18 protein-coding genes are annotated in these 20,750 nt (G+C 64.4%); 9 read left to right on the top strand and 9 right to left on the bottom strand.

Annotated elements, in window-relative coordinates; translation table 11 throughout:
- The first annotated feature begins 62 nt into the window (after window positions 1-62).
- On the top strand, window positions 63-1,466 hold the full coding sequence (gene hemN / locus G391_RS0100675) for an oxygen-independent coproporphyrinogen III oxidase (protein WP_084169082.1): 1,404 nt from the start codon (window positions 63-65) through the stop codon (window positions 1,464-1,466).
- Between the two features lie 13 nt (window positions 1,467-1,479).
- Here the strand turns inward: hemN and G391_RS0100670 are convergent, their stop codons facing one another.
- From G391_RS0100670 to G391_RS0100655, 4 genes are read right to left on the bottom strand one after another with little or no spacing between them, the layout of a single operon-like run.
- Entirely contained in the window at window positions 1,480-2,760 is a 1,281-nt protein-coding gene (locus tag G391_RS0100670; RefSeq protein WP_029085802.1) for a TRAP transporter large permease, read from the bottom strand.
- Window positions 2,761-2,763: 3 nt separating this feature from the next.
- The gene (locus G391_RS13365) at window positions 2,764-3,270 is read right to left on the bottom strand and encodes a TRAP transporter small permease (protein WP_035303443.1); all 507 of its coding nucleotides are present in this window, start codon (window positions 3,268-3,270) and stop codon (window positions 2,764-2,766) included.
- 14 nt (window positions 3,271-3,284) lie between these two features.
- Window positions 3,285-4,268 carry a TRAP transporter substrate-binding protein gene (locus G391_RS0100660; protein WP_029085801.1) on the bottom strand — a complete coding sequence of 328 codons (984 nt, stop codon included), beginning with the start codon at window positions 4,266-4,268 and terminating at the stop codon, window positions 3,285-3,287.
- Window positions 4,268-5,098: a 2-keto-4-pentenoate hydratase gene (locus tag G391_RS0100655; protein ID WP_245572008.1), complete on the bottom strand. Its 831-nt coding sequence runs from the start codon at window positions 5,096-5,098 to the stop codon at window positions 4,268-4,270. The genes G391_RS0100660 and G391_RS0100655 overlap by 1 nt, the downstream gene beginning before the upstream one ends.
- Window positions 5,099-5,292: 194 nt before the next feature.
- Between G391_RS0100655 and G391_RS13360 the strand changes: the two genes are divergently transcribed.
- Together G391_RS13360 and G391_RS0100645 are read left to right on the top strand one after the other, a co-directional pair.
- Entirely contained in the window at window positions 5,293-6,648 is a 1,356-nt protein-coding gene (locus tag G391_RS13360) for a pectate lyase family protein (protein WP_211226454.1), read from the top strand.
- A 143-nt stretch (window positions 6,649-6,791) separates the two neighbouring features.
- Complete coding sequence (locus G391_RS0100645; protein WP_029085799.1) at window positions 6,792-7,862, top strand: LacI family DNA-binding transcriptional regulator; 1,071 nt, start codon at window positions 6,792-6,794, stop codon at window positions 7,860-7,862.
- Window positions 7,863-7,879: 17 nt separating this feature from the next.
- Here G391_RS0100645 and G391_RS13355 read toward each other — a convergent pair whose 3' ends face one another.
- From G391_RS13355 to G391_RS0100630, 3 genes are read right to left on the bottom strand one after another with little or no spacing between them, the layout of a single operon-like run.
- The gene (locus G391_RS13355) at window positions 7,880-8,887 is read right to left on the bottom strand and encodes an AAA family ATPase (protein WP_051257022.1); all 1,008 of its coding nucleotides are present in this window, start codon (window positions 8,885-8,887) and stop codon (window positions 7,880-7,882) included.
- Complete coding sequence (gene pnuC, locus G391_RS0100635) at window positions 8,884-9,450, bottom strand: nicotinamide riboside transporter PnuC (protein WP_029085798.1); 567 nt, start codon at window positions 9,448-9,450, stop codon at window positions 8,884-8,886. Before pnuC ends, G391_RS13355 begins: the two co-directional genes overlap by 4 nt.
- A gap of 60 nt (window positions 9,451-9,510) precedes the next feature.
- The gene (locus G391_RS0100630) at window positions 9,511-10,170 is read right to left on the bottom strand and encodes an RpiB/LacA/LacB family sugar-phosphate isomerase (RefSeq protein ID WP_029085797.1); all 660 of its coding nucleotides are present in this window, start codon (window positions 10,168-10,170) and stop codon (window positions 9,511-9,513) included.
- Between the two features lie 151 nt (window positions 10,171-10,321).
- On the opposite strand from G391_RS0100630, the gene kduD reads away from it, so the two are divergent.
- Window positions 10,322-11,080, top strand: coding sequence for a 2-dehydro-3-deoxy-D-gluconate 5-dehydrogenase KduD (kduD, locus tag G391_RS0100625; RefSeq protein WP_029085796.1), 759 nt, complete (start codon window positions 10,322-10,324; stop codon window positions 11,078-11,080).
- Here the strand turns inward: kduD and G391_RS0100620 are convergent.
- Window positions 11,077-12,387, bottom strand: a complete 1,311-nt coding sequence (locus G391_RS0100620; protein ID WP_035303441.1) for a pectate lyase — start codon at window positions 12,385-12,387, stop codon at window positions 11,077-11,079. The two genes, kduD and G391_RS0100620, sit on opposite strands and share 4 nt — an antisense overlap.
- A 192-nt stretch (window positions 12,388-12,579) precedes the next feature.
- Here G391_RS0100620 and G391_RS0100615 point away from each other — a divergent pair, with 192 nt between their 5' ends.
- The 5 genes from G391_RS0100615 to G391_RS0100595 all read left to right on the top strand — a co-directional run bounded on the left by G391_RS0100615 (window position 12,580) and on the right by G391_RS0100595 (window position 20,068).
- The gene (locus tag G391_RS0100615) at window positions 12,580-15,579 is read left to right on the top strand and encodes a TonB-dependent receptor (protein ID WP_051257021.1); all 3,000 of its coding nucleotides are present in this window, start codon (window positions 12,580-12,582) and stop codon (window positions 15,577-15,579) included.
- Window positions 15,580-15,738: 159 nt separating this feature from the next.
- Window positions 15,739-16,419, top strand: coding sequence for a bifunctional 4-hydroxy-2-oxoglutarate aldolase/2-dehydro-3-deoxy-phosphogluconate aldolase (locus G391_RS0100610; protein WP_029085793.1), 681 nt, complete (start codon window positions 15,739-15,741; stop codon window positions 16,417-16,419).
- Window positions 16,416-17,522 carry a sugar kinase gene (locus G391_RS0100605; protein WP_029085792.1) on the top strand — a complete coding sequence of 369 codons (1,107 nt, stop codon included), beginning with the start codon at window positions 16,416-16,418 and terminating at the stop codon, window positions 17,520-17,522. Before G391_RS0100610 ends, G391_RS0100605 begins: the two co-directional genes overlap by 4 nt.
- A 9-nt stretch (window positions 17,523-17,531) precedes the next feature.
- Window positions 17,532-18,512, top strand: coding sequence for an alpha/beta hydrolase (locus G391_RS0100600; RefSeq protein WP_029085791.1), 981 nt, complete (start codon window positions 17,532-17,534; stop codon window positions 18,510-18,512).
- Complete coding sequence (locus G391_RS0100595; protein WP_029085790.1) at window positions 18,497-20,068, top strand: carboxylesterase/lipase family protein; 1,572 nt, start codon at window positions 18,497-18,499, stop codon at window positions 20,066-20,068. The genes G391_RS0100600 and G391_RS0100595 overlap by 16 nt, the downstream gene beginning before the upstream one ends.
- 64 nt (window positions 20,069-20,132) lie before the next feature.
- Here G391_RS0100595 and mobA read toward each other — a convergent pair whose 3' ends face one another.
- Window positions 20,133-20,711: a molybdenum cofactor guanylyltransferase gene (mobA, locus tag G391_RS13350; RefSeq protein WP_051257020.1), complete on the bottom strand. Its 579-nt coding sequence runs from the start codon at window positions 20,709-20,711 to the stop codon at window positions 20,133-20,135.
- Window positions 20,712-20,750: the final 39 nt, after the last annotated feature.

Raw genomic sequence — 20,750 nt, 5'->3', positions numbered from 1 at the left:
GTGTCAAATCACGGCTTCACGGGGGTCAATGCGACGTCGCCGTGGGTCAGTCATGCCGGGCCATGTCCAACGACGTCCTGACCAACCAGGCTCGAGCCGAAACCGACCGCGAATCCCGATTGCCTGAAGTCTGGGCCTCGGCGGCGGCACAGAAGCTCCCGCGCTATACCAGCTATCCGACCGCCCGCGCTTTCGCTCCGATGGATGATCGAGGCCGATCCGAGTTCGATGCGACGCTTGGCCGGGATCGTCCTGACCATCGGCTATCGGCCTATGTCCATGTGCCGTTCTGTCAACGCCTGTGCTGGTACTGCGGGTGTCACACCAGCGTCGTCCATGACTATGCGCGGGTTGCCGCCTTCCACCGCACCATCCTGAAGGAAGTCGATCTGTGGGCGGACCGCCTCGGCGAGCATGCGGGGCTGGCTCATCTCCATTTCGGCGGGGGCAGCCCCAACGCCCTGGCACCGGAAGATCTGATCCAGTTGATCGACCGGCTGTCGGATCGGCTGAGCCTGCGGCCGGGCGCCGAAGTCGCCGTCGAGCTGGACCCGGCCTTGATGTCCACCGATTTCGCCCAGGCAGCGGGAGCAGCGGGTGTCACGCGCGCCAGCCTTGGGGTGCAAACCTTTGACCCCGATGTCCAGGCCCTGATCAACCGGGTCCAACCGTATGAGCGGGTCGCCCAGGCCGTTTCAGACCTGAGGGCGGCGGGCGTGTCGGCGATCAATTTTGATCTGATGTATGGCCTGCCGGGTCAGTCGCCCGACATCGTTGCGGACACCGCCGAGCAGGCGCTGACGTTGCGCCCGGATCGTCTGGCGGTCTTCGGCTATGCCCATGTGCCGTGGATGAAGAAGCATCAGGCCATGATCCGCGACAGGGATCTGGCCGATGTTGCGGCGCGCTGGGAACAGGCGGCGGCGATGGATGCCGTTCTGGTAGAGGCGGGTTATGTGCGGATCGGCCTGGATCACTATGCGCGGCCCGATGACGCGCTGGCCCTGGCGGCGCGTGGCGGATATCTGCGCCGTAATTTTCAGGGCTATACTGATGACCCGGCAGATGTCCTGGTGCCTGTCGGGCCGTCGTCGATCGGCCGTTTCGAAGGCGGCTATGTGCAGAACGCCGTCGCCCAGAACGTCTGGCGGGACGCGATGGCCGACGGGCGGCTTCCCGTTGGCCGACAGCTTGTCCTGTCTGCCGGTGATCGGTTGCGGGCCGACATCATAGAGCGGCTGATGTGCGATCTTCAGGTCGATGTGGGGGCGATATGCCAGTCCCACGGTCTTGACGGCCGCGCCTTGGATGCCGAGCTGGCCAATGTGGTCGCGCTGTCGCGCCTCGGTCTTTGTGAGGTTCAGGACCGCGTGCTGCGTGTGCCTGAGCCTGCGCGCCGTCTGATGCGTGTCGTGGCCGCCTGTTTCGACGCCGACACCGACCTGCAAGGGGCGGTGGCCGTCTGAGGCGCGAACCGCCTCAACGCATCAGCGTTGGGAGCCAGAGCGACAGGGCCGGAACGAAGGCGACCAGCAACAGCACCGCCGCGCAGGCCAGGTAGAAGGGCCAGATCGTGCGCAGGGCCTGGGTCATTGGGATGCGACCGATGGCACTGCCGACGAACAGGACCGAGCCGACCGGCGGTGTGATCAGGCCGATGCCGCACGCCAGCAGCAGAATGACCCCGAAGTGCACCGGATCAACGCCAAAGGCGCGCACGACCGGCAGGAAGATCGGCGTGCAGATGATGATCAGGGGAGCCATGTCCATGAAGGTGCCCAGCATCAGCAGCATGGCAATGACGAGCAGCAGAATGACAACGGGCTGATCCGTAAGGCCCTGAAGCAGATCCACCAGCATGGCCGGAACCTGAAGATAGGCCATCAGCCAGCCGAAAGCCCCGGCAGTCCCGATGATGAAGAGGACAGCCCCGGACGTGCGCGCGGCGGCGGCACAGGCTTCGGTAAAGGCTGTCCACGACAGGTGACGATAGACCAGACCGGTAATGACGGCGGCATAGACGACGGCAATCGAGGCGCTCTCGACCGCCGTAAAGACGCCCATGCGGATGCCGACGAAAATAATGACCACCAGCAACAGGCCGGGGATGGCGGCGATCAGCCGGCTCAGCACGACGCCGAGGCCGGGGAAGGCGTCGGCGGCGTAGCCGCGCTTGCGGGCCACCAGATAGGCGGTGATCATCAGGGTGATGGCGAGCAGGAGCGCCGGGATCACGCCGGCGGCAAACAGATCCGAGATTGAAACGCCGCCGCCGGCCGAGGCCGAATACAGGATCATATTGTGCGAGGGCGGCACCAACAGGGCCACCAGAGCCGCCGAGATCGTCACATTGACCGCGTAGTCGGCGTGATAGCCGCGCTTGACCATCTGCGGGATCATGGTGCCGCCGACGGCAGACACATCCGCGATGGCCGAACCAGAGACGCCGCCGAACAGGGTCGAGGCCCCCACGGTCACCTGGCCCAGGCCACCCCGGATATGGCCGAACAGGCTGGAGGCCAGGGCAATCATGCGATCCGACAGCCCGCCCTTCATCATCAACTCGCCGGTGAAGATGAACAGCGGAATGGCCAGGAGCGCGACCGAGGTGATGTCCGAGCCCATTTGCTGGGCAATGGCGATCATGGGGGTGCCGAGATACAGCGCTGTCGCCACGGTGGCGGTCAACAGACAGAAGGCCACGGGCACGCCGAGGGCCAAGGCGACGAACAGCACACCGAACAGAATGATCAATTCCATGGTTCAGGCCTCCTCGGACGGGGTGGTCACCACGAAATCGCCGGTGAGCAGACGCTCCAGCGCGAACACGGCAATCAGGACACCGCCGATGGACAGCGCCAGAAACCGCAGGCCGGCCGGAATGCCGGCCCCTGCCAGCGGGTACGACCAGTCATCGAGCGTCAACTGTCCGCCGAGGACGGCCAGGCCGATTCCCGACAGCAGGATGATCAGACGAGACAGGGTCTTGAGCAGGGCCTGCACGCCGCGCGGTGCCGCATGAATGAGGCCGGAGAAGGCGAAATGACTTTCTCGACGCACCGCGACAGCTGCCCCGAGCATGACGGCGACACTCATCAGCAGCAAGGCGACCGGTTCGGTCCAACCCGGGCTGGCATTCAGGACGTAGCGGGCAAAGACTTGCCAGGCCTGGGCCAGGACCATGACGACGAGGGCCAGGCCGGCGATGGCGATGGCCCCCTTTGCGATCGGGTCGAGGAAACGATTTAGGGGGCGAGGCGTCGACGACATCGTTGGTTCTCCCGTCACGCCAGCGCCTGAACGCGCTCATACAGGCCGCGCAGGACCGGATCGCGAAGGTACCGTTCGAGAAGCGGCTGGACACTGGCTTCGAAGGCAGGGCGATCCACCTGGGCGATCTCGACCCCGGCGGCGACCACCTCAGCCTGGGCTGTCGCTGATCGCTCGTCCCAGAGCCTGCGTTGAACCGCGACGGACTGCTGGGCCACGTCCCGGAGCAACTCCTGATCGGCCGCTGACAGGGCGTCAAAGGTGTCCTTGGACATCAACAGGGCATCGGGCGAGAAACAATGCTGGCTATCGGACCAGAATTTCGCGACCTCGTACTGACGGCTGGACTGATAGCTGGGCCAGTTGTTCTCCGCGCCGTCGATCAGGTGGGTCTGGAGCGCAGAGAACACGCCGCCGAAGGACAAAGGCGTCGGATTGGCCCCCATTGCGGCCAACATCTCAAGGAAGATGTCCGAGTTGGGCGCGCGAATCTTGAGGCCGCGCAGCTGACCAGGCTCCATGACGGGATGGCGCACATTGTACAGACAGCGGGGCGCGGCATCGTAGTAGGCCAGCCCGACCAGACCCCGACCCGCAAAAACGTTCAGCAATGCGTGGCCGATGTCACCGTCCACCGTCGCGCGCATGTGCTCGACCGAGCGAAACACATAGGGCAGGGCCCACAGGCGGGTTTCGGGAAACGCATTGTTCAGAGCGGCTACGGCCACGCGGCACATGTCGACGGCCTGAAATCGGGCCAGGCCGATGGAATCGTCTTCAGCCCCGAGTTGGCCGGACGGATAGATGTTGAGGGACAGGCGCCCTTCGGTCCGACGGTTGAGTTCGTCACTCATCCAGCGGACGGCATCGACGACGGGGTGCCCGTCGGGATGGACATCGGCAGCGGTAAAGACGCGCGGACCGGAGTGAGCGCGGGGTGTGCATCCGATAGCCAGGGAGGCGAGGCCCGCGACGCCCAGTGTACGACGGGTGAGCATCAGGTGATCTCCGCTTGGCGAGGCACAGCGCGGCACAGGATTTCGCCGACGCCGTCGAAAACGACGCGAGACGACTGACCGGCGACAATGTCGTGGATGCCTGTCGCAGCTCCGGTTGAGACAAGATCACCGGCCTTGAGGTGTCGACCGCGCTGCTCACAGATTTCTAGCAGCACGCGCAGAGAATCGACGGGGCCGTTCGGAATGCTCCGCGCGCCGCCCCGACCAACAAGATCGCCCTCTATCCAGGTTTCGCAGGTGAGGTCGTCGAGCCGGCTGCGCCAGTCAGCAATCTCGGGCCCGAGGATCAGTCCGGCGTTGTTGCCGAAGTCGGACACGACGACGCACGGCCCCAGCTCATTGATCGTGGCCAAGGGGCTGCCGGCGGGTTCGACACCGACAAAGGCCGCGTCAACGAGCATGGCCGCGTCCTCAAGTGACCAGGCGGATCTCCCCTCGGGCTGGTCCGTGCCGATCCTGAGGACGAACTCGGCTTCCACCGCGGCGAACCCTCCCTCGAACACCGGGAAGTCGACGGTCCGGCCCTCGACTGAGTTGAGCACCTGGCCTACGAAGATCGGACCCGCCAGCCGGCCGGCATTCAGCCGGTTGACCCAGGCATCGGGAATGCGTCCGAGCTTCCACCCGGCAAGCCGGTCCGGCCAGAGGACGATGGCCGCCTCCTGGATGCGATAGGCGTCCTCAAGAGACGAGGGGACAGGCCCGGGATAGGCCGGTAGCGCGCGCGCCTGACGTCGCGCCTCCGTGAAGTGGCGCGCAATTTGTGCTTGGTCCTGCACATTTTCCAAGGATGCCGTGGCCGTGGTCACGCCTGTCGCCTGTTTTTGCGTTTCCGAACAGGGACATGCCCTGAATCGTCGCCGAATTCTGAGCCGTTCGACGTCCGATTTCGAGGGACATTGCGTCGGAAGGAAACCGGTGTCAATTTCATTTCAGGAGCGACCGCGGAGGTGTGGTCGTCCATGATCGGCGGTCAAACCGTCGGCTTTTGGGAGTCCAAGCCATGTCTCGCGTCGTCCGTCTGATGCTCATGTCCATCCTGATGCTGGTCGTGCCTCTGGCACCAGCGACGGCCCAGTCGACCGGTGATGAGGCCAGTCTTCCGGCCTTCCCTGGAGCCCAGGGCTGGGCTGCATCGACACCCGGTGGCCGTGGCGGCCGGATCATCCGTGTCACCAATCTGGACAACGATGGTCCCGGCTCCTTTCGAGAGGCCCTGAATGCATCCGGCCCGCGTATCATCGTCTTCGAGGTCGGCGGGGTCATCGACCTGGAACGGCAGACCCTGCGGATCACCGAGCCCTTCGTCACGATCGCGGGCCAGACGGCACCGTCGCCAGGGATCACCTTCATCCGCGGGGGCATGGATATTTCGACCCACGACGTGATCGTCCAGCACATCCGGATTCGGCCAGGCGATGCCGGCCAGGGCTGGATGAGCGGCTGGGACGAGGATTCGATCTCGACCCAGGCGGCCTACAATGTCATCGTCGACCATTGCTCGCTGACCTGGGGGACGGACGAGAACCTGTCCGCCTCGGGCCCACGTTTCACCGGATCAACGCCCGAGGAATGGCGTGCGGGAACCAGCCACAACATCACCTTCTCGAACAATATCATCGCCGAGAGCCTCGCCTATTCGAGCCACTCCAAGGGGGAGCATTCGAAGGGATCGCTCATCCACGACAATGTCACAGGCCTGCTGATTATCGGCAATCTGTATGCCCACAACTATGAGCGTAACCCGCTGTTCAAGGGGGGCGTTCACGGGGTCATCGTCAACAATCTGATCTACAATCCGGGACCGCGCGCCATCCATTACAACCTCGCGCCCGAAGAGTGGGGGGACCATGCGTTTCAGGACGGACTGATGAGCGCGGTCGGCAATGTGCTGATCGCTGGACCGTCCACACCGGTCGATCGGCTGGCATTTCTGATGATCGGCGGGGCCGGGGACCTTCGGTACTATGGTCGCGACAATGTGGCAGTGGATTCGCGCGGTGATCCGTTGCGGATGCTCGGGAGCTACACGACGACAGGTGCACGCATCATCGAGGAACAGCGTCCGCCGGTCTGGTGGGAGGGGCTTGAGCCCTGGCCTTCCAGCCAGGTGCAGGTGCGGGTTCTGTCCGGCGTCGGCGCGCGGTCCTGGGACCGCGACCAGCGAGACGTTCTGCTGGTGGCCGAGGTCGCCGAAGGGCGCGGTGAGATCATCGACCGACAGGAGCAGGTGGGCGGCTATCCGGCCCAGGCCGAGCCGACCCGTCGTGCCTTTGACGAAAGCCAGTGGGATCTGCGCTTTATGACGCCGCTGACGCCGGAAGCCCTGGATCGGCCGGCACGTCGACGCGGAACCTGACCCCTTCGGGGCAGGCAAGATCGGTGTCGTCGGTCTGAAGCAGGACCGTCGGGTTCCAATCGGCTTGGGACTGTCCGTTCAGGATTGTAGAATCCAACGATTCCGCCGCCCGGAAACTTGCTTTAGAACCGCTTCGGAAACCGATGTCAGACGATAGTGATTCAGGCTCGCGGGATGACGACCCTCGCCCCTCGGGGCGTAGGGTAACGATCAACGACATCGCCCGCATTGCCGAAGTCTCCAAAAAGACCGTCTCGCGGGTGATCAATGATTCGCCGTCAGTACGAGGCGAGACGCGAGAGCGGGTCGAGGCGGTCATCGCTGAGCTGGGGTTCACCCCCGACCCACAGGCGCGCGGTCTGGCGTTCCGGCGGTCGTTCCTGGTGGGGATGATCTACGACAACCCCAGCCCGAACTATGTCGTGAATATGCAGCAGGGCATTCTGGACGGGGTGCGGGGCTCCGGCCTGGAATTGGTGGTTCATCCCTGCAACCGTCAGGCAGATAATTTCCTGTCGAACGTGCAGGCGTTCGTCGTGCGCCAGAAGCTGGCCGGCGTTGTGATGCCGCCGTCCGTGTCCGAGGACGAGCGGGTGGTCGAGCTGCTGAGGGAGGCCGACTGCCCCTATGTGCGGATTGCCTCTGTCTCGTTGGATGAGCCCGAGCGGATGGTCGTGACCAATGACCGCCTGGGAGCTGCAGAAGCTGCTCGGCACCTGGCAGGGCTTGGCCACCGTCGCATTGCCTTCATTTCCGGCCCTGACACTTTCCGCTCGTCGCACGAGCGGGGAGCCGGCTTTGCCGACGGCCTGGCCGAGCATGGCTTGACGCTGGACCCCGCCTATCTGCGGCGGGCGGCCTATACGTTTGAATCCGGCGTTGAGGCTGCACAGGATCTGCTCGCCATGGACCTGCCGCCGACGGCGATCTTTGCGGGCAATGACGAAATGGCGATCGGCGTCATGCAGGCCGCGCGCAATCGCGGGCTGGATGTTCCCAAAGACCTGTCGATCGTCGGCTTCGACGATCTGCCGATGGCGTCGCGTGTCTGGCCCAATCTGACGACGGTGCGGCTTCCGATTCGTGACATGGGACGCATGGCGGCCGAGAAGCTGACAGCGGCGCGACGCGGTATCGACCCAACCAAGCTCAATCAGCCGGACGTGCTGCCCAGCCTCGTCATTCGGGAATCCTCGGCACCGCCGAGAGGGTGAGGCTCAAGGGCGCAGCCTCAGTTTGTCCCCTTGCCTCGTCCCAAGCCTGGAAAGGTCTGCCGTATGGCCGCTTCTGCGATGCGCTGCCGCTCCTCCCATCCCCCGTTGGCGACGACGAAATGAGCCCGCCTGGACCGGAGGGCGCGTTCGCATAGGTCGCCGAAGCGTTGACGGTCTTGTGCCCCAGGAAAGTAGCGGGTCCCATCATTCACCCAGGGAACGTCGACGTCGCACAACACATACAGGTCGGCCAGCTCGGAAAAGCGGGTCAGCTGAGGCGGGACGCTCCCAAGTAGCATTTCGGCCCATACGGCGGTCAGGACAGGATCGGTATCCTCGATCTGGATGCGGTTCGCCTGGACCTTGGCCGCCGCTGCGCTCGCCCACTGGCCATGTGCAATCCGCAGTAGGTCCTGGTCGTCGAGATCCAGGCCGAACGTCTCTGTGTACAGGCGCCCATATTCGGGCACGCAGATCGTGTTGAACGACGCGGCCAGAGCATTTGCCAGATGCGTTTTGCCCGTTGATTCCGGGCCGACGATGCAAACCCGGCCGACATAGTATGGACGAACGATGCCGGGGATATCGTCCCAATGACCAAAGGGGTTCGCCCGCACGGCCGTAGCAGAAACAGGGTTCCAGCCTCCGTTTCGATCGAGCGGCACAAAGACTGCGTTCACGGCCTCGGCCAGCTTCCGCCCATAGGGTTCGCCGGTGAAGATGAACCCAACCTCGCCGGCGTAGCGGGAGACGACGTCCGACCAGATCGCCCAGAAGTCAGGATGATCTTCGGGAAGCTGGGGCAGGTCTTCGGTGCACCATTTGACCTGACAGGTCGGGAACATCTGCGACATCCAGGCATACCGAAGGTGCCCTGGAATGGGATCGCCCTCCAGCGAACAGACGAGGATTGTCAGGTTTTCACAATAAGCCCTGGCGAATTCGCACAAGGCGACATGCCCCTGATGCGGTGGCATGAATTTGCCCAGGACAAAGCCATGACCCTTTTGCGGTGCCAGCGTCATGCCGTTGACTGAGCCTTGAATGCACGGTTCCAGGTCCACCATCCATAGAAGGCGTTGCCGAGCAGGGCGAGATACAGCGCCATTGTCAGCCATAGGCCGCTGGAGCCGTAAACCCCGATCGACAGGACGTTGACGACAATCCAGATCGGCCAGGTCTTGATCTGTTTCCTGTCGAGCAGGAATTGGGCGAGAACACTCAGCGTCAGGATGCTGCTGTCGGCGATTGGCAACTGGGCGTCGGTGAAAACGCCAAGCAGGGCGGAAACGGCAAGCGTGCCAACGGTCGCCGGTATGAGGAGCAACGCAACCTTGCTCCAGGCCCAGTTGCCGATCTGTGGTCGGGCCCCGCGATCACCGCGCAGCCAGAACCACCAACCGTAGAGCTGAAGCACGGTGAAATAGCCTTGGAGCGCCGCGCTGGAGTATAGCCGCGCATCCAGGAACACAAAGAAATACAGCCCTGTCGCCAGCAGCCCAACGGGATAGAGCGCAACCTGCCGACGCGTGGCCAGCGCCACGCTGGCGACCGTCGTGACGGCGGCGAGCAGCTCGAGGATCGTCATGCCGCTAGGCTAGCTGAATCGCAGCGGATGTGAGTGGCCCGATTTCAGGCCCCTCCAGACTCAGGCCTCGGCCATCGCCCGGTCGTCGACGAGGCTCTTGATGTAGTCCCGGATGCCCTGGTCGGTCGCGTTGGCGAAGAACAGGTCCGAGAACCGTTCTCCGGCGATAGCGGCCTTGAGCAGATCCGGGTCGACAGCCTTCAGGGCGCTGAGCATATCCTTGCACGTCGCCGCCTTGAGTGATTTCAGGATGCCCCGGTTTGTGGCCATGATCTGGGCGCGTTCCTTGGGGTAGCCCAGGCCGCGCTCGCCCTCGAACAGTTTGCGATAGCAGTCTTGCAGGTTCAGCTCTGCGGCCCAGCCGAAGCCCTTGGCGTAGGGCATGGAGATGGCGTTGCCGTCATTGATCTGGCCAAACAGAAAGGCGTCGGTGGGATCAATCACCAGTCCGCAGAAGACGCCCGGCATGGCATTGCACGCCAGCATGGAGCCCATGCCGGTCCCGCAGCCGGTCACGACGAAATCCGCCGCACCGGAGTTCAGCAGGATGCCCGCCAGCAGGCCGTTCATCACATAGGTCAGGGATGCCTTATCCTCGGGCGTGTACATGCCGTAGTGGAACACCTGGTGGCCGAGCGGCTCGGCCACGGCGGTCAGGGCCGCGTGAACGATCTCGCTCTTGGCAGCCTGGCTGTTCTCGATGATCAGGGCAATTTTCATGGGAGCTCCGGGCGGCAGGCGCGCCGACGGCGGCGCTTTTCGACATTTGCCAAGGATTATGACACCGGTTACCTAACTGGACAATCCGCACCGAACGGGCTGGGAAGGAATCCATGTCGATCTCCTGCAAAACCGGACAGGTCCAAAAGTCATGAGCCATCCCTTCGATCTGACCGGACACGTGGCCATCGTCACCGGTGGCAATACGGGGATTGGTCAGGGCATGGCCCTGGCCCTGGCAGAGGCCGGCTGCGCGGTCGCCTCGGTCGCCCGCCGACCGTCTGACGAAACGGTCGCAGCCGTCACGGATGCGGGGGGGCGTGCCATTTCGATCCAGGCAGACCTGACCACGACCGAACCGGTTGAGCGGGTCCTCGACGAGGCGACGGCGGGGCTCGGGCAGCCCGATATCCTCGTCAACAACGCTGGCATCATTCGTCGGGCCGATGCCGTCGACTTCAGCGAGCAGGACTGGGACGACGTGATGAACGTCAACCTCAAGGTTTTGTTCTTCCTCAGCCAGGCCTTTGCCAGGCGCCGGATTGCGGCGGGCGGCGGAGGCAAGATCATCAACACTGCATCCATGCTCAGCTTCCAGGGCGGCATTCGCGTGCCCTCCTATACGGCCTCAAAGAGCGGGGTCGCCGGCATCACCAAGCTCATGGCCAACGAGTGGGCGAAACACGGCCTCAACGCCAATGCCATCGCGCCCGGCTATTTTGCCACCGACAACACCCAGGCCCTGCAGGACGATCCCGTGCGATCAGCCGAGATTCTCGGTCGGATACCGGCCGGGCGTTGGGGCCGGCCTTCGGACATCGGCGGCGCGACGGTATTTCTCGCCAGTGCCGCCAGTGACTACGTCAACGGCGTGATCCTGCCGGTCGACGGGGGGTGGCAGGCTCGCTAACCGGCCAGCCCGTTCAGCCAGTCTTCGAGATTGGTGTAGCCGTCTCCATCCCGGTCCGACGGGCCGTCGGCAGGGTCAGTCGGATCGAGCCCTTCATGGCTCTCCCAGTCATCGGGCATGCCGTCACCATCGGTGTCGGTCCAGGCCGTGCCGGGTGCGAGTTCGGGCCAACCACCGACCTCGCCTTGGGTGTCGATGATCCGACCGGTTCGCTCGCGCACGCCCTGGACAATCCGGGCGTCCACCTCATCGCGCATGCGAGAGGCTCCGGCACCATCAAGAACACGCTCGGCGGCGAGGGGACCTGGCTCCGCCACGATTGGCGCGACCTCGGGTGCGGCCTCCAGCCGATAGCCCGGACCCGTCGAGCCGTTGACAAGGCTCCAGGGGTCTGCGGGCTCAACGCCATCCATCAGATTGCCCTCGAACCAGGCCCGTCCGCCCTGGCTTTCTTCCTCGAAGGCGATGGACCGGGAACTGTCCGGGCCAGGGAGGTAGCTATTGTCGATGAAGACGTAGGTGGCGATCTGGGCTTCGTCTGAATTGTAGCCCGCGCGGCTGCCTCCCCAGTTGTAGAAGACGTTGGAGCGGAACTCGATCAACGGGCCGGTCGGATCAACCGACGGATCATTGTAGTTGCCGGGCCGGGGCATGCGAGCCCGGTGGTTGGCCCACAGATTGTGGTGAAAGCTGAAACGGGCCCCAAACCCGCCGCGGACCAGCGAGCCATAGCCATGCGCCCCTTTGCCGTGAATGGACTCATTCAGGGACTCAGCGATCAGCGACCACTGGACGGTCACGTCATAGAGGCCACGCTCGGGGGGGTCGTAATGGTTCCCCAGGGATAGCGTTTCGTCGACCGACCATGACGCCGAGACATGATCCAGGATGATGCGGCTCCCACGGTTGACCGAGATGGCATCCGCCTCGGTGTTGGACGCATCGCCCAACCTGGATCGGATGTAGCGGATCACGACGTCGTCGGCCTGGACCACCAGGGGGTGATCGCGCAGCGTGATCCCGTCGCCCGGTGCTGTCTGACCCGCGACGGTGATCTGGCCATGTCGGACCACCAGGGGAGATTCCAGAATAATGGTTCCGCCGGTGTCGAAAATGATGGTGCGAGGCCCCTCAGTCTCAACGGCCTCGCGCAGGGTCCCTGGGCCGGAATCAGCCAGGCTGGTGACGTGATAGACCGAGCCACCGCGACCCCCCAGGGCCAGGCGACCGGCTCCCTCGGCTCCGGGGAAGGCGGGCAGATCGTTAGCCGACAAGGCGGCGACCAGGGTTGCGGCAGCAAGGATCATGGAAGCATCACCTTCGGGGTTGCCAAATCCAATGCCGGCGAGTTAGGGTCGAGATGATACCGGTGTCAACGACACAATGTCCGCAAATGACACCGGTGTCATTCTCGCAAGAGCGAAAACGCCAGGCGGGGGTAAAAAGTCAGACGTCGGCTTGGCCGACTGCGACACGCGCTTTGGGAGGAGGCACTGTCGATGTTCCGTTTCAAGGGGGCTCACGCCCAATCCACTCGTTCCGCCGTGCTGCGTCATGGGGTGTCTCTGGGAGCCATGGTGCTCGTGCTCGCCGGTGCTGGCTCGGCCTTCGCGCAGACGGCCCAGCCCCCTGAGGCGGAAGAGGTTGATGAGATCGTCGTCACCGGATTCCGGGCCAGCCTGGCGGAATCGCTGTCGATCAAGCGCGAAGAGGTGGCGGTCGTCGATGCCATCTCCGCAGAGGACATTGCCGACTTCCCGGATCTGAACCTGGCTGAGGCGATCCAGCGTATCCCAGGCGTCTCGATCGACCGCGACGCCGGCGAAGGCCGCACCCTGACGGTTCGGGGGCTCAGCTCGGACTTCACCCGTACCCGCATCAACGGGATGGAAGCCCAGGCAACCACCGGCGGGACGGATTCCTCGGGCGGTGCAAACCGTGGCCGGGGCTTTGACTTCAACGTTTTCGCCGCAGAACTGTTCAACAGCGTTCGCGTCCGCAAGACCCAGTCGGCGGAAGTCGAGGAAGGCTCACTGGGCGCGACCATCGATCTGACGACGTCTCGCCCGTTCGACTATCGTGGCTTCACGGCGGCGGCTTCAGCCCAGTACGGCTACAACGATCTGTCCGAGGAATGGAATCCGCGCTTCGCGGCCCTGATCAGTGACACGTTCGCGGATGGTCGGGTCGGCATCTTGGCGTCGTTCGCCTATTCCGAGCGCGACCTGTACGAGGAAGGCTTCTCGTCGGTGCGTTGGGTCAATGCCGTGGGCACGGGCTCATCGGGGGGCTTCTGTAGCCCGGTCGGCTTTGCGCCGCAGAACCCGACCAACTCGGGGTCGACCGGCTCGAGCGCGGCCAACTGCGCTACCGGCGTTGCCCGCCCGACCAATACCGCGGCCAATGTGACGGCCTATACGACCGCCAACCAGGCCAGTGTCTATATTCCCCGCCTGCCGCGCTACGGCCGGTTGGTCCACCATCAGGAGCGCACCGGCTTCACCGGATCGGTCCAGGTGCGTCCGTGGGATTCCACGACCATCACCTTCGATCTGCTCTATTCGCACCTGGATGCCACGCGTCAGGAGAACTTCCTGGAAGCCCTGTCGTTCAGCCGCAACGCGGCCGCCGGCGGCCAGACCCAGATCCATGTCGTCGACGCAGTGGTTGAAAACAACATGCTGGTCTACGGCGTTTTCAACAACGTCGACCTCCGCTCTGAGCAGCGGTACGACGAGCTGTCGACCGAGTTCACGCAACAGACCTTCACGGTCGACCACGATTTCTCGGACCGGTTCCGTATGCGGGCCTTCCTGGGCCAGGCGACGTCCGAGTTTGAGAACCCGGTGCAAACCACGGTCACGATCGACCGCCAGAACGTCCAGAACTTCTCGTGGGACTTCCGTGGCAATCCCAATACGCCGCTGATCAGCTGGGGGATTGATCCGACTGTCGCGACCAACTGGCAGTGGCGCGACTCGAGCCTCGGGACCGGTGTGGCGGCGTTGCCGCGCTCGGAAATCCGTCTGCGCCCCAACAGCGTGGACACCCTGTTCCAGTCGGCACAGATGGACTTCCAGTACGACGTCAACGACTGGCTGACGGTCCGCTTCGGGGCGAACTGGAAGACGTTCGAATCGGACTCCCGTGAACGGCGCCGTACCGATGAGACAGTGGTTCCGGCCCTGCCGCCGGGCACGACGATGGCCGACATCACCCGCCTTCTGACGGGCTTTGGCGGCAACCTCGGGGTGCCGACCGGTTCGGCCACGAGCTGGATGGTGCCCAACCTTGATGCCATCGCGCGGCTGTTCAACATCTATTGCAACTGCAACACCGGTGTCGCGGGCGGCGATTTTACCCTGACCGGTATCACCAACGGCAATGCCCGTAACGGCAACCGCTTTATCGATGAGGACGATACGTCCTTCTATCTGCAGGCGGACTTCACCACCTATATCGCCGACATGCGCCTGCGCGGGAATGTCGGTGTGCGTCAGGTTCAGACCGAACTGTACGCCGAGGGCTATTCGTCGACCGGCGGCGGCACCTTCGTCTTCGACAACTACTCGTACGACGACACCCTGCCGTCGCTGAATCTGGCGCTGGACGTCACCGACGATCTGGTCGTGCGCTTCGGCGCAGCCCGGGTCATGGCCCGCCCGTCGATCGGCAACAGCTTCGCCGGTCAGAACTATCTGGTGCCGACGACCTCGCTGAATACCGGCCCGGCCAACTACACGGCCACGATCGGCAATGTGGCGCTCGATCCCTACCGGGCCAATACCTATGATCTGTCGGTCGAATGGTACTTCGCGCCGGAAAGCCTGTTGTCCGTCGCCTTCTTCTACAAGGACATCGACAGCTACATCCAGGTGATCCGCCAGGATCTGGAGTACCAGCAGCTGACGGCGATCAACCCGACCGCCTTTGCGCCGGGCTTCTGTACCTTGGCCACGGCCTGTTCACCGACGACGATCTTCCAGCTGACCTCGGCGGTGAATACCGAAGGCGGTCCGCTGTCAGGCTTCGAAATCAGCTATCAGCAGCCGTTCTTCTTCCTCCCGGGCCTGCTCAGCAACACCGGGGTGCAGCTGAACTACACCCACGTCGCGTCCGAGATTGACTATTGCTCGAACGCCCTGTGTACGACGACCGTGACCAACGACATGGTCAATCTGTCGCCGCAGGCTTTCAACGCCACGCTCTACTATGAGGACGAGACATTCTCGGCGCGGGTGTCGGGGTCGTACCGCGACGCCTACCTCCAGAACGTGCCGGGCCGGAACAACAATGCGCTCGAAGGCAAGATGGAGACACTGACCATCGACGCCTCGGCCTCGTGGAATGTTACCGACCAGGTTGTGCTGACCTTCGAGGGGCTGAACCTGACGGATGAGCCGAACCACCAGTGGGTCGGCGACGACAACCGCCAGTCCACCTCGGTCTATCACACGACTGGACGTCAGTATTACTTCGGGGTCCGGTACCGCTTCTAGGCGGATCGGGCTTTCCTCCCCAATCGCTTCCTGAGCGAACTTTGAGGTGTCGCGCCTGGGCGCGGCACCTCTCCTTTTTTGTTTGACACCGGTGTCAATTGGCGCGACGGCTAGAACAAAGCGCCCAACCCCACGTTAGAGGCGTGATCGGAGGAGACTATGCGGCTGGACCGCGTTGATGTGCTCAAGGCGCTGGAAACGCAGGGCGTCGTCCCTGTCTTTTCGCACCCAGACCCCGCGGTATGCCTTGAAGTCATCGAGGCCTGTGCACGCGGCGGGGCACCCTGTGTGGAGTTCACCAACCGGGGCGACTTCATGCTCCAGACCTTCACCGAAGTGTCGCGCACCCTGGCGGCGCGGGGCTCCAGGGTGATTCTGGGCGTGGGATCAATCGTCGATGCACCGACGGCGGCGCTCTACATTTCAGCGGGGGCACGCTTTGTCGTGGGCCCGGTTCTCGACCCTGATACAGGGCGGCTCTGCAACAAGCGGATGATCGCCTGGTCGCCGGGTTGCGGCTCGGCCTCGGAAATCATGCAGGCGCAGGAACTGGGAGCTGATCTGGTCAAGGTGTTCCCCGGGGAAAGTGTCGGCGGTCCCACCTTCGTCAAGAACGTTCTGGGGCCTATGCCCTGGACCAAGATCATGCCGACCGGCGGCGTTGACCCCACGCGCGAAAGCCTGACCGAATGGTTCGGTGCGGGCATTCGGGCCTGTGGCATCGGCTCCAAGCTGATCACGGCCCAGAGAGTCAAGGATGGTGACTGGGCCGGCATTGAGCAGGCTGTGCGCGAGACGGTCGAGATGATTGCCGACGTCCGCAAGGGACTGGGCAAATGAGCGACTTCCGACTTGATATCCGCCCGGCTGGCGATTGTGAGTTCGACCTGTGCTCGTTCGGCGAGGTCATGCTGCGCTTTGACCCTGGCTTTGGTCGCGTTCGCAACGCGCGCAGTTTCAATGTCTGGGAAGGCGGCGGCGAATACAATGTGGCGCGTGCCTTCCGCAAATGCTGGGGCCACCGTTCTACGGTGGTGACAGCCCTGCCCAAAAATGACCTGGGCTGGCTGGTCGAAGACCTGATGATGCAAGGTGGCGTCGATCAGTCCAACGTCATCTGGCGCGACTTTGACGGCCTGGGCCGCAACACTCGCGTCGGGCTCAATTTCACGGAGAAGGGATTTGGCGTTCGCGCCGCCCTGGGCTGTTCGGACCGAGGCAACTCGGCCGCCTCGCAGATCGTGCCGGGCGAGACGGACTGGGACGAGCTATTCGGAAAACGCGGCGTGCGCTGGCTGCACACGGGCGGGATCTTTGCAGCCCTGTCCGAAGGTACGGCCCAGGCGGTGATCGAGGCGGTGAAGGCCGCACGTCGGCACGGCGTCATCGTCTCCTATGACCTGAACTATCGTGCCAGCCTGTGGAAGAGCCAGGGCGGCAAACCGGCAGCGCAGGCCATCAACCGCGAGATCGCCCAGTACGTTGATGTGATGATCGGCAATGAGGAGGACTTCACCGCCTGCCTCGGCTTCGAGGTCGAGGGGCTGGACGAGCACATCTCCGAAATCGATCCGACCAACTTCAAGAAGATGATCGAGACGGCGTGCCGCGAGTTTCCCAACTTCAAGGTGGCGGCCACGACGCTGCGCAACGCAAAGACGGCCTCGATCAACGACTGGTCGGCCATCGTCTGGGCGGGAGGGCAGTTCTACAACTCCATCGCCCGCGAGAACCTGGAAATCTATGACCGGGTCGGCGGCGGCGACGGCTTTGCCTCGGGCCTGATCTACGCCTTCATGGAGGGCCTGGGGCCTCAGGCGGCGGTGGACTATGGCGCAGCGCACGGAGCCCTGGCCATGACCACGCCGGGCGATACTTCCATGGTCCGCAAGGAAGAGGTCGAGGCCATCATCAAGGGCAAGGGAGCCCGGGTCATCCGATAGGAGTAGGCCATGCGACTGGATCGGCGCGGATTGCTGCTCGGCACGGCGGGACTAGCCGCCGCGAGCGCCACGCGAGCCCAGGATGCGGTTGCGCCGCTCGATCCGACCGAAGTGCTCCGCCTGTGGCCGGGGGAGGCACCGGGGGCCAATGCCACCACCCGTGCCCTGGTGCCCGAGGTGCCGGAGCGATCGACCGACCCGGCCTACCACGACCGCTATGCCCGCTATACGACCGAGCCCCTGATGCACGTCATGCGGCCGGCCCTGCCCAATGGGGCGGGGCTGCTGCTGATCCCGGGCGGCGGCTATCGCTGGGCGGTGGTGGACAAGGAGGGCATGGACTGTGCCCGGGTGTTCGCAGCGGCAGGTGTCACCTGTTTCATCCTGCGCTACCGCCTGCCCGGCGACGGCTGGGACGCAGGTGCCGACACCCCGCTCCAGGACGCGCAGCGCGCCATGCGCCTGATCCGTACCAACGCCTTCCGATACGGGGTCGAGTCAGATCGAATTGCGGTCCTCGGTGCCTCGGCTGGCGGGCACCTTGCGGGCATGCTCTCCCTGCGGACCGACGCTCAGACCTACCGGCGGGACGATGAGGCCGACGGCATGCCGAGCCGCCCCGACGCCTCGATTCTGCTCTACCCGGTCGTGACGATGGCCGCGCCCTATCTGCATCAGGGCTCGCGCGACCACCTCCTCGGTGCCGATCCGTCGCCGGACCGGATCGCGGCCTTCAGCCTGCAAAACCTTGTCGCCGCCTCTGCCCCGCCCACTTGGCTGCTGCATGCGATGGACGACGAGGCCGTGCCGCCGGAAAACAGCATGATGCTGCTGGCCGCCCTGCGTGAGGCCGGGGTGCCGGTGGAGGCGCACTTCTTTCAGGAGGGCGGTCACGGCTTCGGCACCCGCCTGATCCAGGGCAAGCCCGCCGCCATCTGGCCCGAGCTGGTGCTGGCCTGGGGGCAGAGGAACGGATGGCTGAGGACATGATCGACCGCCGCACCCTGCTGGTGGCTGGGGTCGGCCTGGCGGCGATGCCTGGCAGGGGGAGGGCGCAAGTCCTGCACCCGATCGCCCGGACCCGGCACGGGCCGGTGAGAGGCTTCCGAGACGGCGGCATCAACGCCTTCAAGGGCATCCGCTATGGTCAGGATACCGGCCTGCGCCGGTTCCAGCCGCCAGTCCCGCCCGAACCCTGGACCGAACCGGTCGAGGCCTTCTCCTATGGTCCCGCCAGCCCGCAGCGGGGGGATGAACCGAACCAGAGCGAGGACTGCCTGTTCCTCAATGTCTGGACCCCGGGACTGGACGGCGCGCGCCGACCGGTCATGGTCTATATCCACGGCGGGGCCTATGCGACCGGGTCGGGCTCATCGCCGCTGTACGACGGCACGCGTCTGGCGCAGGCCGAGGATGTGGTGGTCGTCACCCTCAATCACCGACTTGGGCCGCTGGGCTATGCCTATCTGGCGCGGATGCCGGGTCGGCCGTTTCCTGATTCCGGAGCCGTCGGGCAACTGGATCTGATCCTGGCGCTGGAGTGGGTGCGCGACAGCATCTCTGCCTTCGGTGGCGACCCGTCGCGCGTCATGGTCTTTGGCCAATCCGGCGGTGGGGCCAAGATCGCCAGCCTGATGGCGACACCGCGTGCCGCAGGTCTGTTCCACTCTGCCGCCACGATGAGCGGCCAGCAGGTGACGATGTCAGGCCCGCTCAACGCCACGCGCCGGGCCGAGGTCTGGCTGGAGGCGCTGGGCCTGACCCCCGACCGGGCACAGGAGGCGGCCAGCCTGCCGGTCGAACAGCTGCTGGCGGCCAATCCGCGCGATCCGGTCCTGGGTTATGGCTCTCTCTATTTTGGGCCGGTTCTGGATGAGCGGACCCATGACCGTCACCCCTTCTTTCCCGATGCGCCCGGGCAATCGGCCGGCATTCCAATGATCATCGGCAATACTCACGACGAGACACGCGCCTTCAACGCCAGCGATGCCTCGCTGTGGAGCCTAACCTGGGACGATCTGCCCGCTCGTCTGTCGCCCGATCAGCTACGAATCGACGTCACGCCGGAGGCTGTGATCGCTGCGTATCGCCGCATCTATCCTGCCTATTCGCCGACCGAGGTGTTCTTTGCGGCCACCACGGCGGGCCGCTCCTGGCGAGCGGCGGTCATCGAAGCTGAGGAACGGGCGCGTCAGGGGGCACCTGCCTGGGTCTATCAACTGGACTGGGCTTCTAGCCACGATGGCGGACGGCTGGGGGCCCCGCATACGTCGGATATTCGGCTCGTGTTCAAGACGCTGGAGGCTGGCGAATGGCCGGCGACCGGTCCAGGTGCGGCTGAGGTATCGGAGGCCCTGTCAAAGGCGTTTGCGTCGCTGGCGCGAACCGGAAATCCCAATCACCCAAGTCTTCCCCATTGGGAGCCCTACGATCTCCCGCGTCGCCAGACGATGATCATCGATCATCCGCCCCACATGGAAGATGATCCGCGCGGGGGCGAGCGGCGGTTCTTCGGTCGGATACCCTATACCCAGCCGGGCACCTGACCCCACGCACGATCAGCCATGCGAGCGTCGGCCGGGTCGAACGTGAGACGTCAGGTCAGCGACGTCAGGTCAGAGACGTCAGGTCAGACGGTCGGTTGACGTTGACACCATCATGGCCGGTGACCGGTAACGCCCCCAACTCCGCCAGCACGGTCTTGACCGATGGATGTGTGCCTTGGTGCAGAAGCGTCGTGAGGTGCAGCCGGGCCGTGCGGACCGGCCACGCAGCCAGCAAGGGCTCCCAGTTTGAGCCCGACACGGCGACGGCGGCTGGGGCACCCTTGATGACCTCCGCGATGAGGTCTTTGACCAAGCGATCCTTGACCGTCGGGGCATCACACGGAGCCGTGACCAGCCAATCGGCCCCCACAGCGGCGGCCCATTCGAGTCCTGCAAGGATGCCGGCCAGCGGACCCTCAGGATGAGCAGGATCATCGACGAGGATCGGCAGATCCAGACGCCGGGCTCGGGCCTCTGCACCGCCACCGACGCGCGCAGAGACGGCCACCCGGACACAGGCCGAGCGCAGGGCGTTCAGGGGCGCGTCCATCATGGCCAGACCGCCCTGGAGTTTGAAGACCGCCTTCTCGCTCCCGAAACGGGATGAGCGCCCCCCCGCCAGCAGTAGGCCGACAACGATCATTCCACTGCTCTCTGGAGGCATGGCGGTGCCAGATCCCGT

The organism is Brevundimonas aveniformis DSM 17977 (assembly GCF_000428765.1).
Classification (GTDB): domain Bacteria; phylum Pseudomonadota; class Alphaproteobacteria; order Caulobacterales; family Caulobacteraceae; genus Brevundimonas; species Brevundimonas aveniformis.
This window is presented reverse-complemented; position numbering and strand designations above follow the sequence as displayed.

Coding starts and splice junctions, on each gene's coding strand:
- G391_RS0100670 (WP_029085802.1), bottom strand. CDS start 2,760: ATGGAATTGATCATTCTGTTCGGTGTGCTGTTCGTCGCCTTGGCCCTC.
- G391_RS0100610 (WP_029085793.1), top strand. CDS start 15,739: ATGCGGCTGGACCGCGTTGATGTGCTCAAGGCGCTGGAAACGCAGGGC.
- G391_RS0100645 (WP_029085799.1), top strand. CDS start 6,792: ATGTCAGACGATAGTGATTCAGGCTCGCGGGATGACGACCCTCGCCCC.
- pnuC (WP_029085798.1), bottom strand. CDS start 9,450: ATGACGATCCTCGAGCTGCTCGCCGCCGTCACGACGGTCGCCAGCGTG.
- G391_RS13365 (WP_035303443.1), bottom strand. CDS start 3,270: ATGTCGTCGACGCCTCGCCCCCTAAATCGTTTCCTCGACCCGATCGCA.
- G391_RS13355 (WP_051257022.1), bottom strand. CDS start 8,887: ATGACGCTGGCACCGCAAAAGGGTCATGGCTTTGTCCTGGGCAAATTC.
- G391_RS0100600 (WP_029085791.1), top strand. CDS start 17,532: ATGCGACTGGATCGGCGCGGATTGCTGCTCGGCACGGCGGGACTAGCC.
- mobA (WP_051257020.1), bottom strand. CDS start 20,711: ATGATCGTTGTCGGCCTACTGCTGGCGGGGGGGCGCTCATCCCGTTTC.
- G391_RS0100615 (WP_051257021.1), top strand. CDS start 12,580: ATGTTCCGTTTCAAGGGGGCTCACGCCCAATCCACTCGTTCCGCCGTG.
- kduD (WP_029085796.1), top strand. CDS start 10,322: ATGAGCCATCCCTTCGATCTGACCGGACACGTGGCCATCGTCACCGGT.
- G391_RS0100595 (WP_029085790.1), top strand. CDS start 18,497: ATGGCTGAGGACATGATCGACCGCCGCACCCTGCTGGTGGCTGGGGTC.
- G391_RS0100620 (WP_035303441.1), bottom strand. CDS start 12,387: ATGATCCTTGCTGCCGCAACCCTGGTCGCCGCCTTGTCGGCTAACGAT.
- G391_RS13360 (WP_211226454.1), top strand. CDS start 5,293: ATGTCTCGCGTCGTCCGTCTGATGCTCATGTCCATCCTGATGCTGGTC.
- G391_RS0100630 (WP_029085797.1), bottom strand. CDS start 10,170: ATGAAAATTGCCCTGATCATCGAGAACAGCCAGGCTGCCAAGAGCGAG.
- G391_RS0100605 (WP_029085792.1), top strand. CDS start 16,416: ATGAGCGACTTCCGACTTGATATCCGCCCGGCTGGCGATTGTGAGTTC.
- hemN (WP_084169082.1), top strand. CDS start 63: ATGTCCAACGACGTCCTGACCAACCAGGCTCGAGCCGAAACCGACCGC.
- G391_RS0100660 (WP_029085801.1), bottom strand. CDS start 4,268: ATGCTCACCCGTCGTACACTGGGCGTCGCGGGCCTCGCCTCCCTGGCT.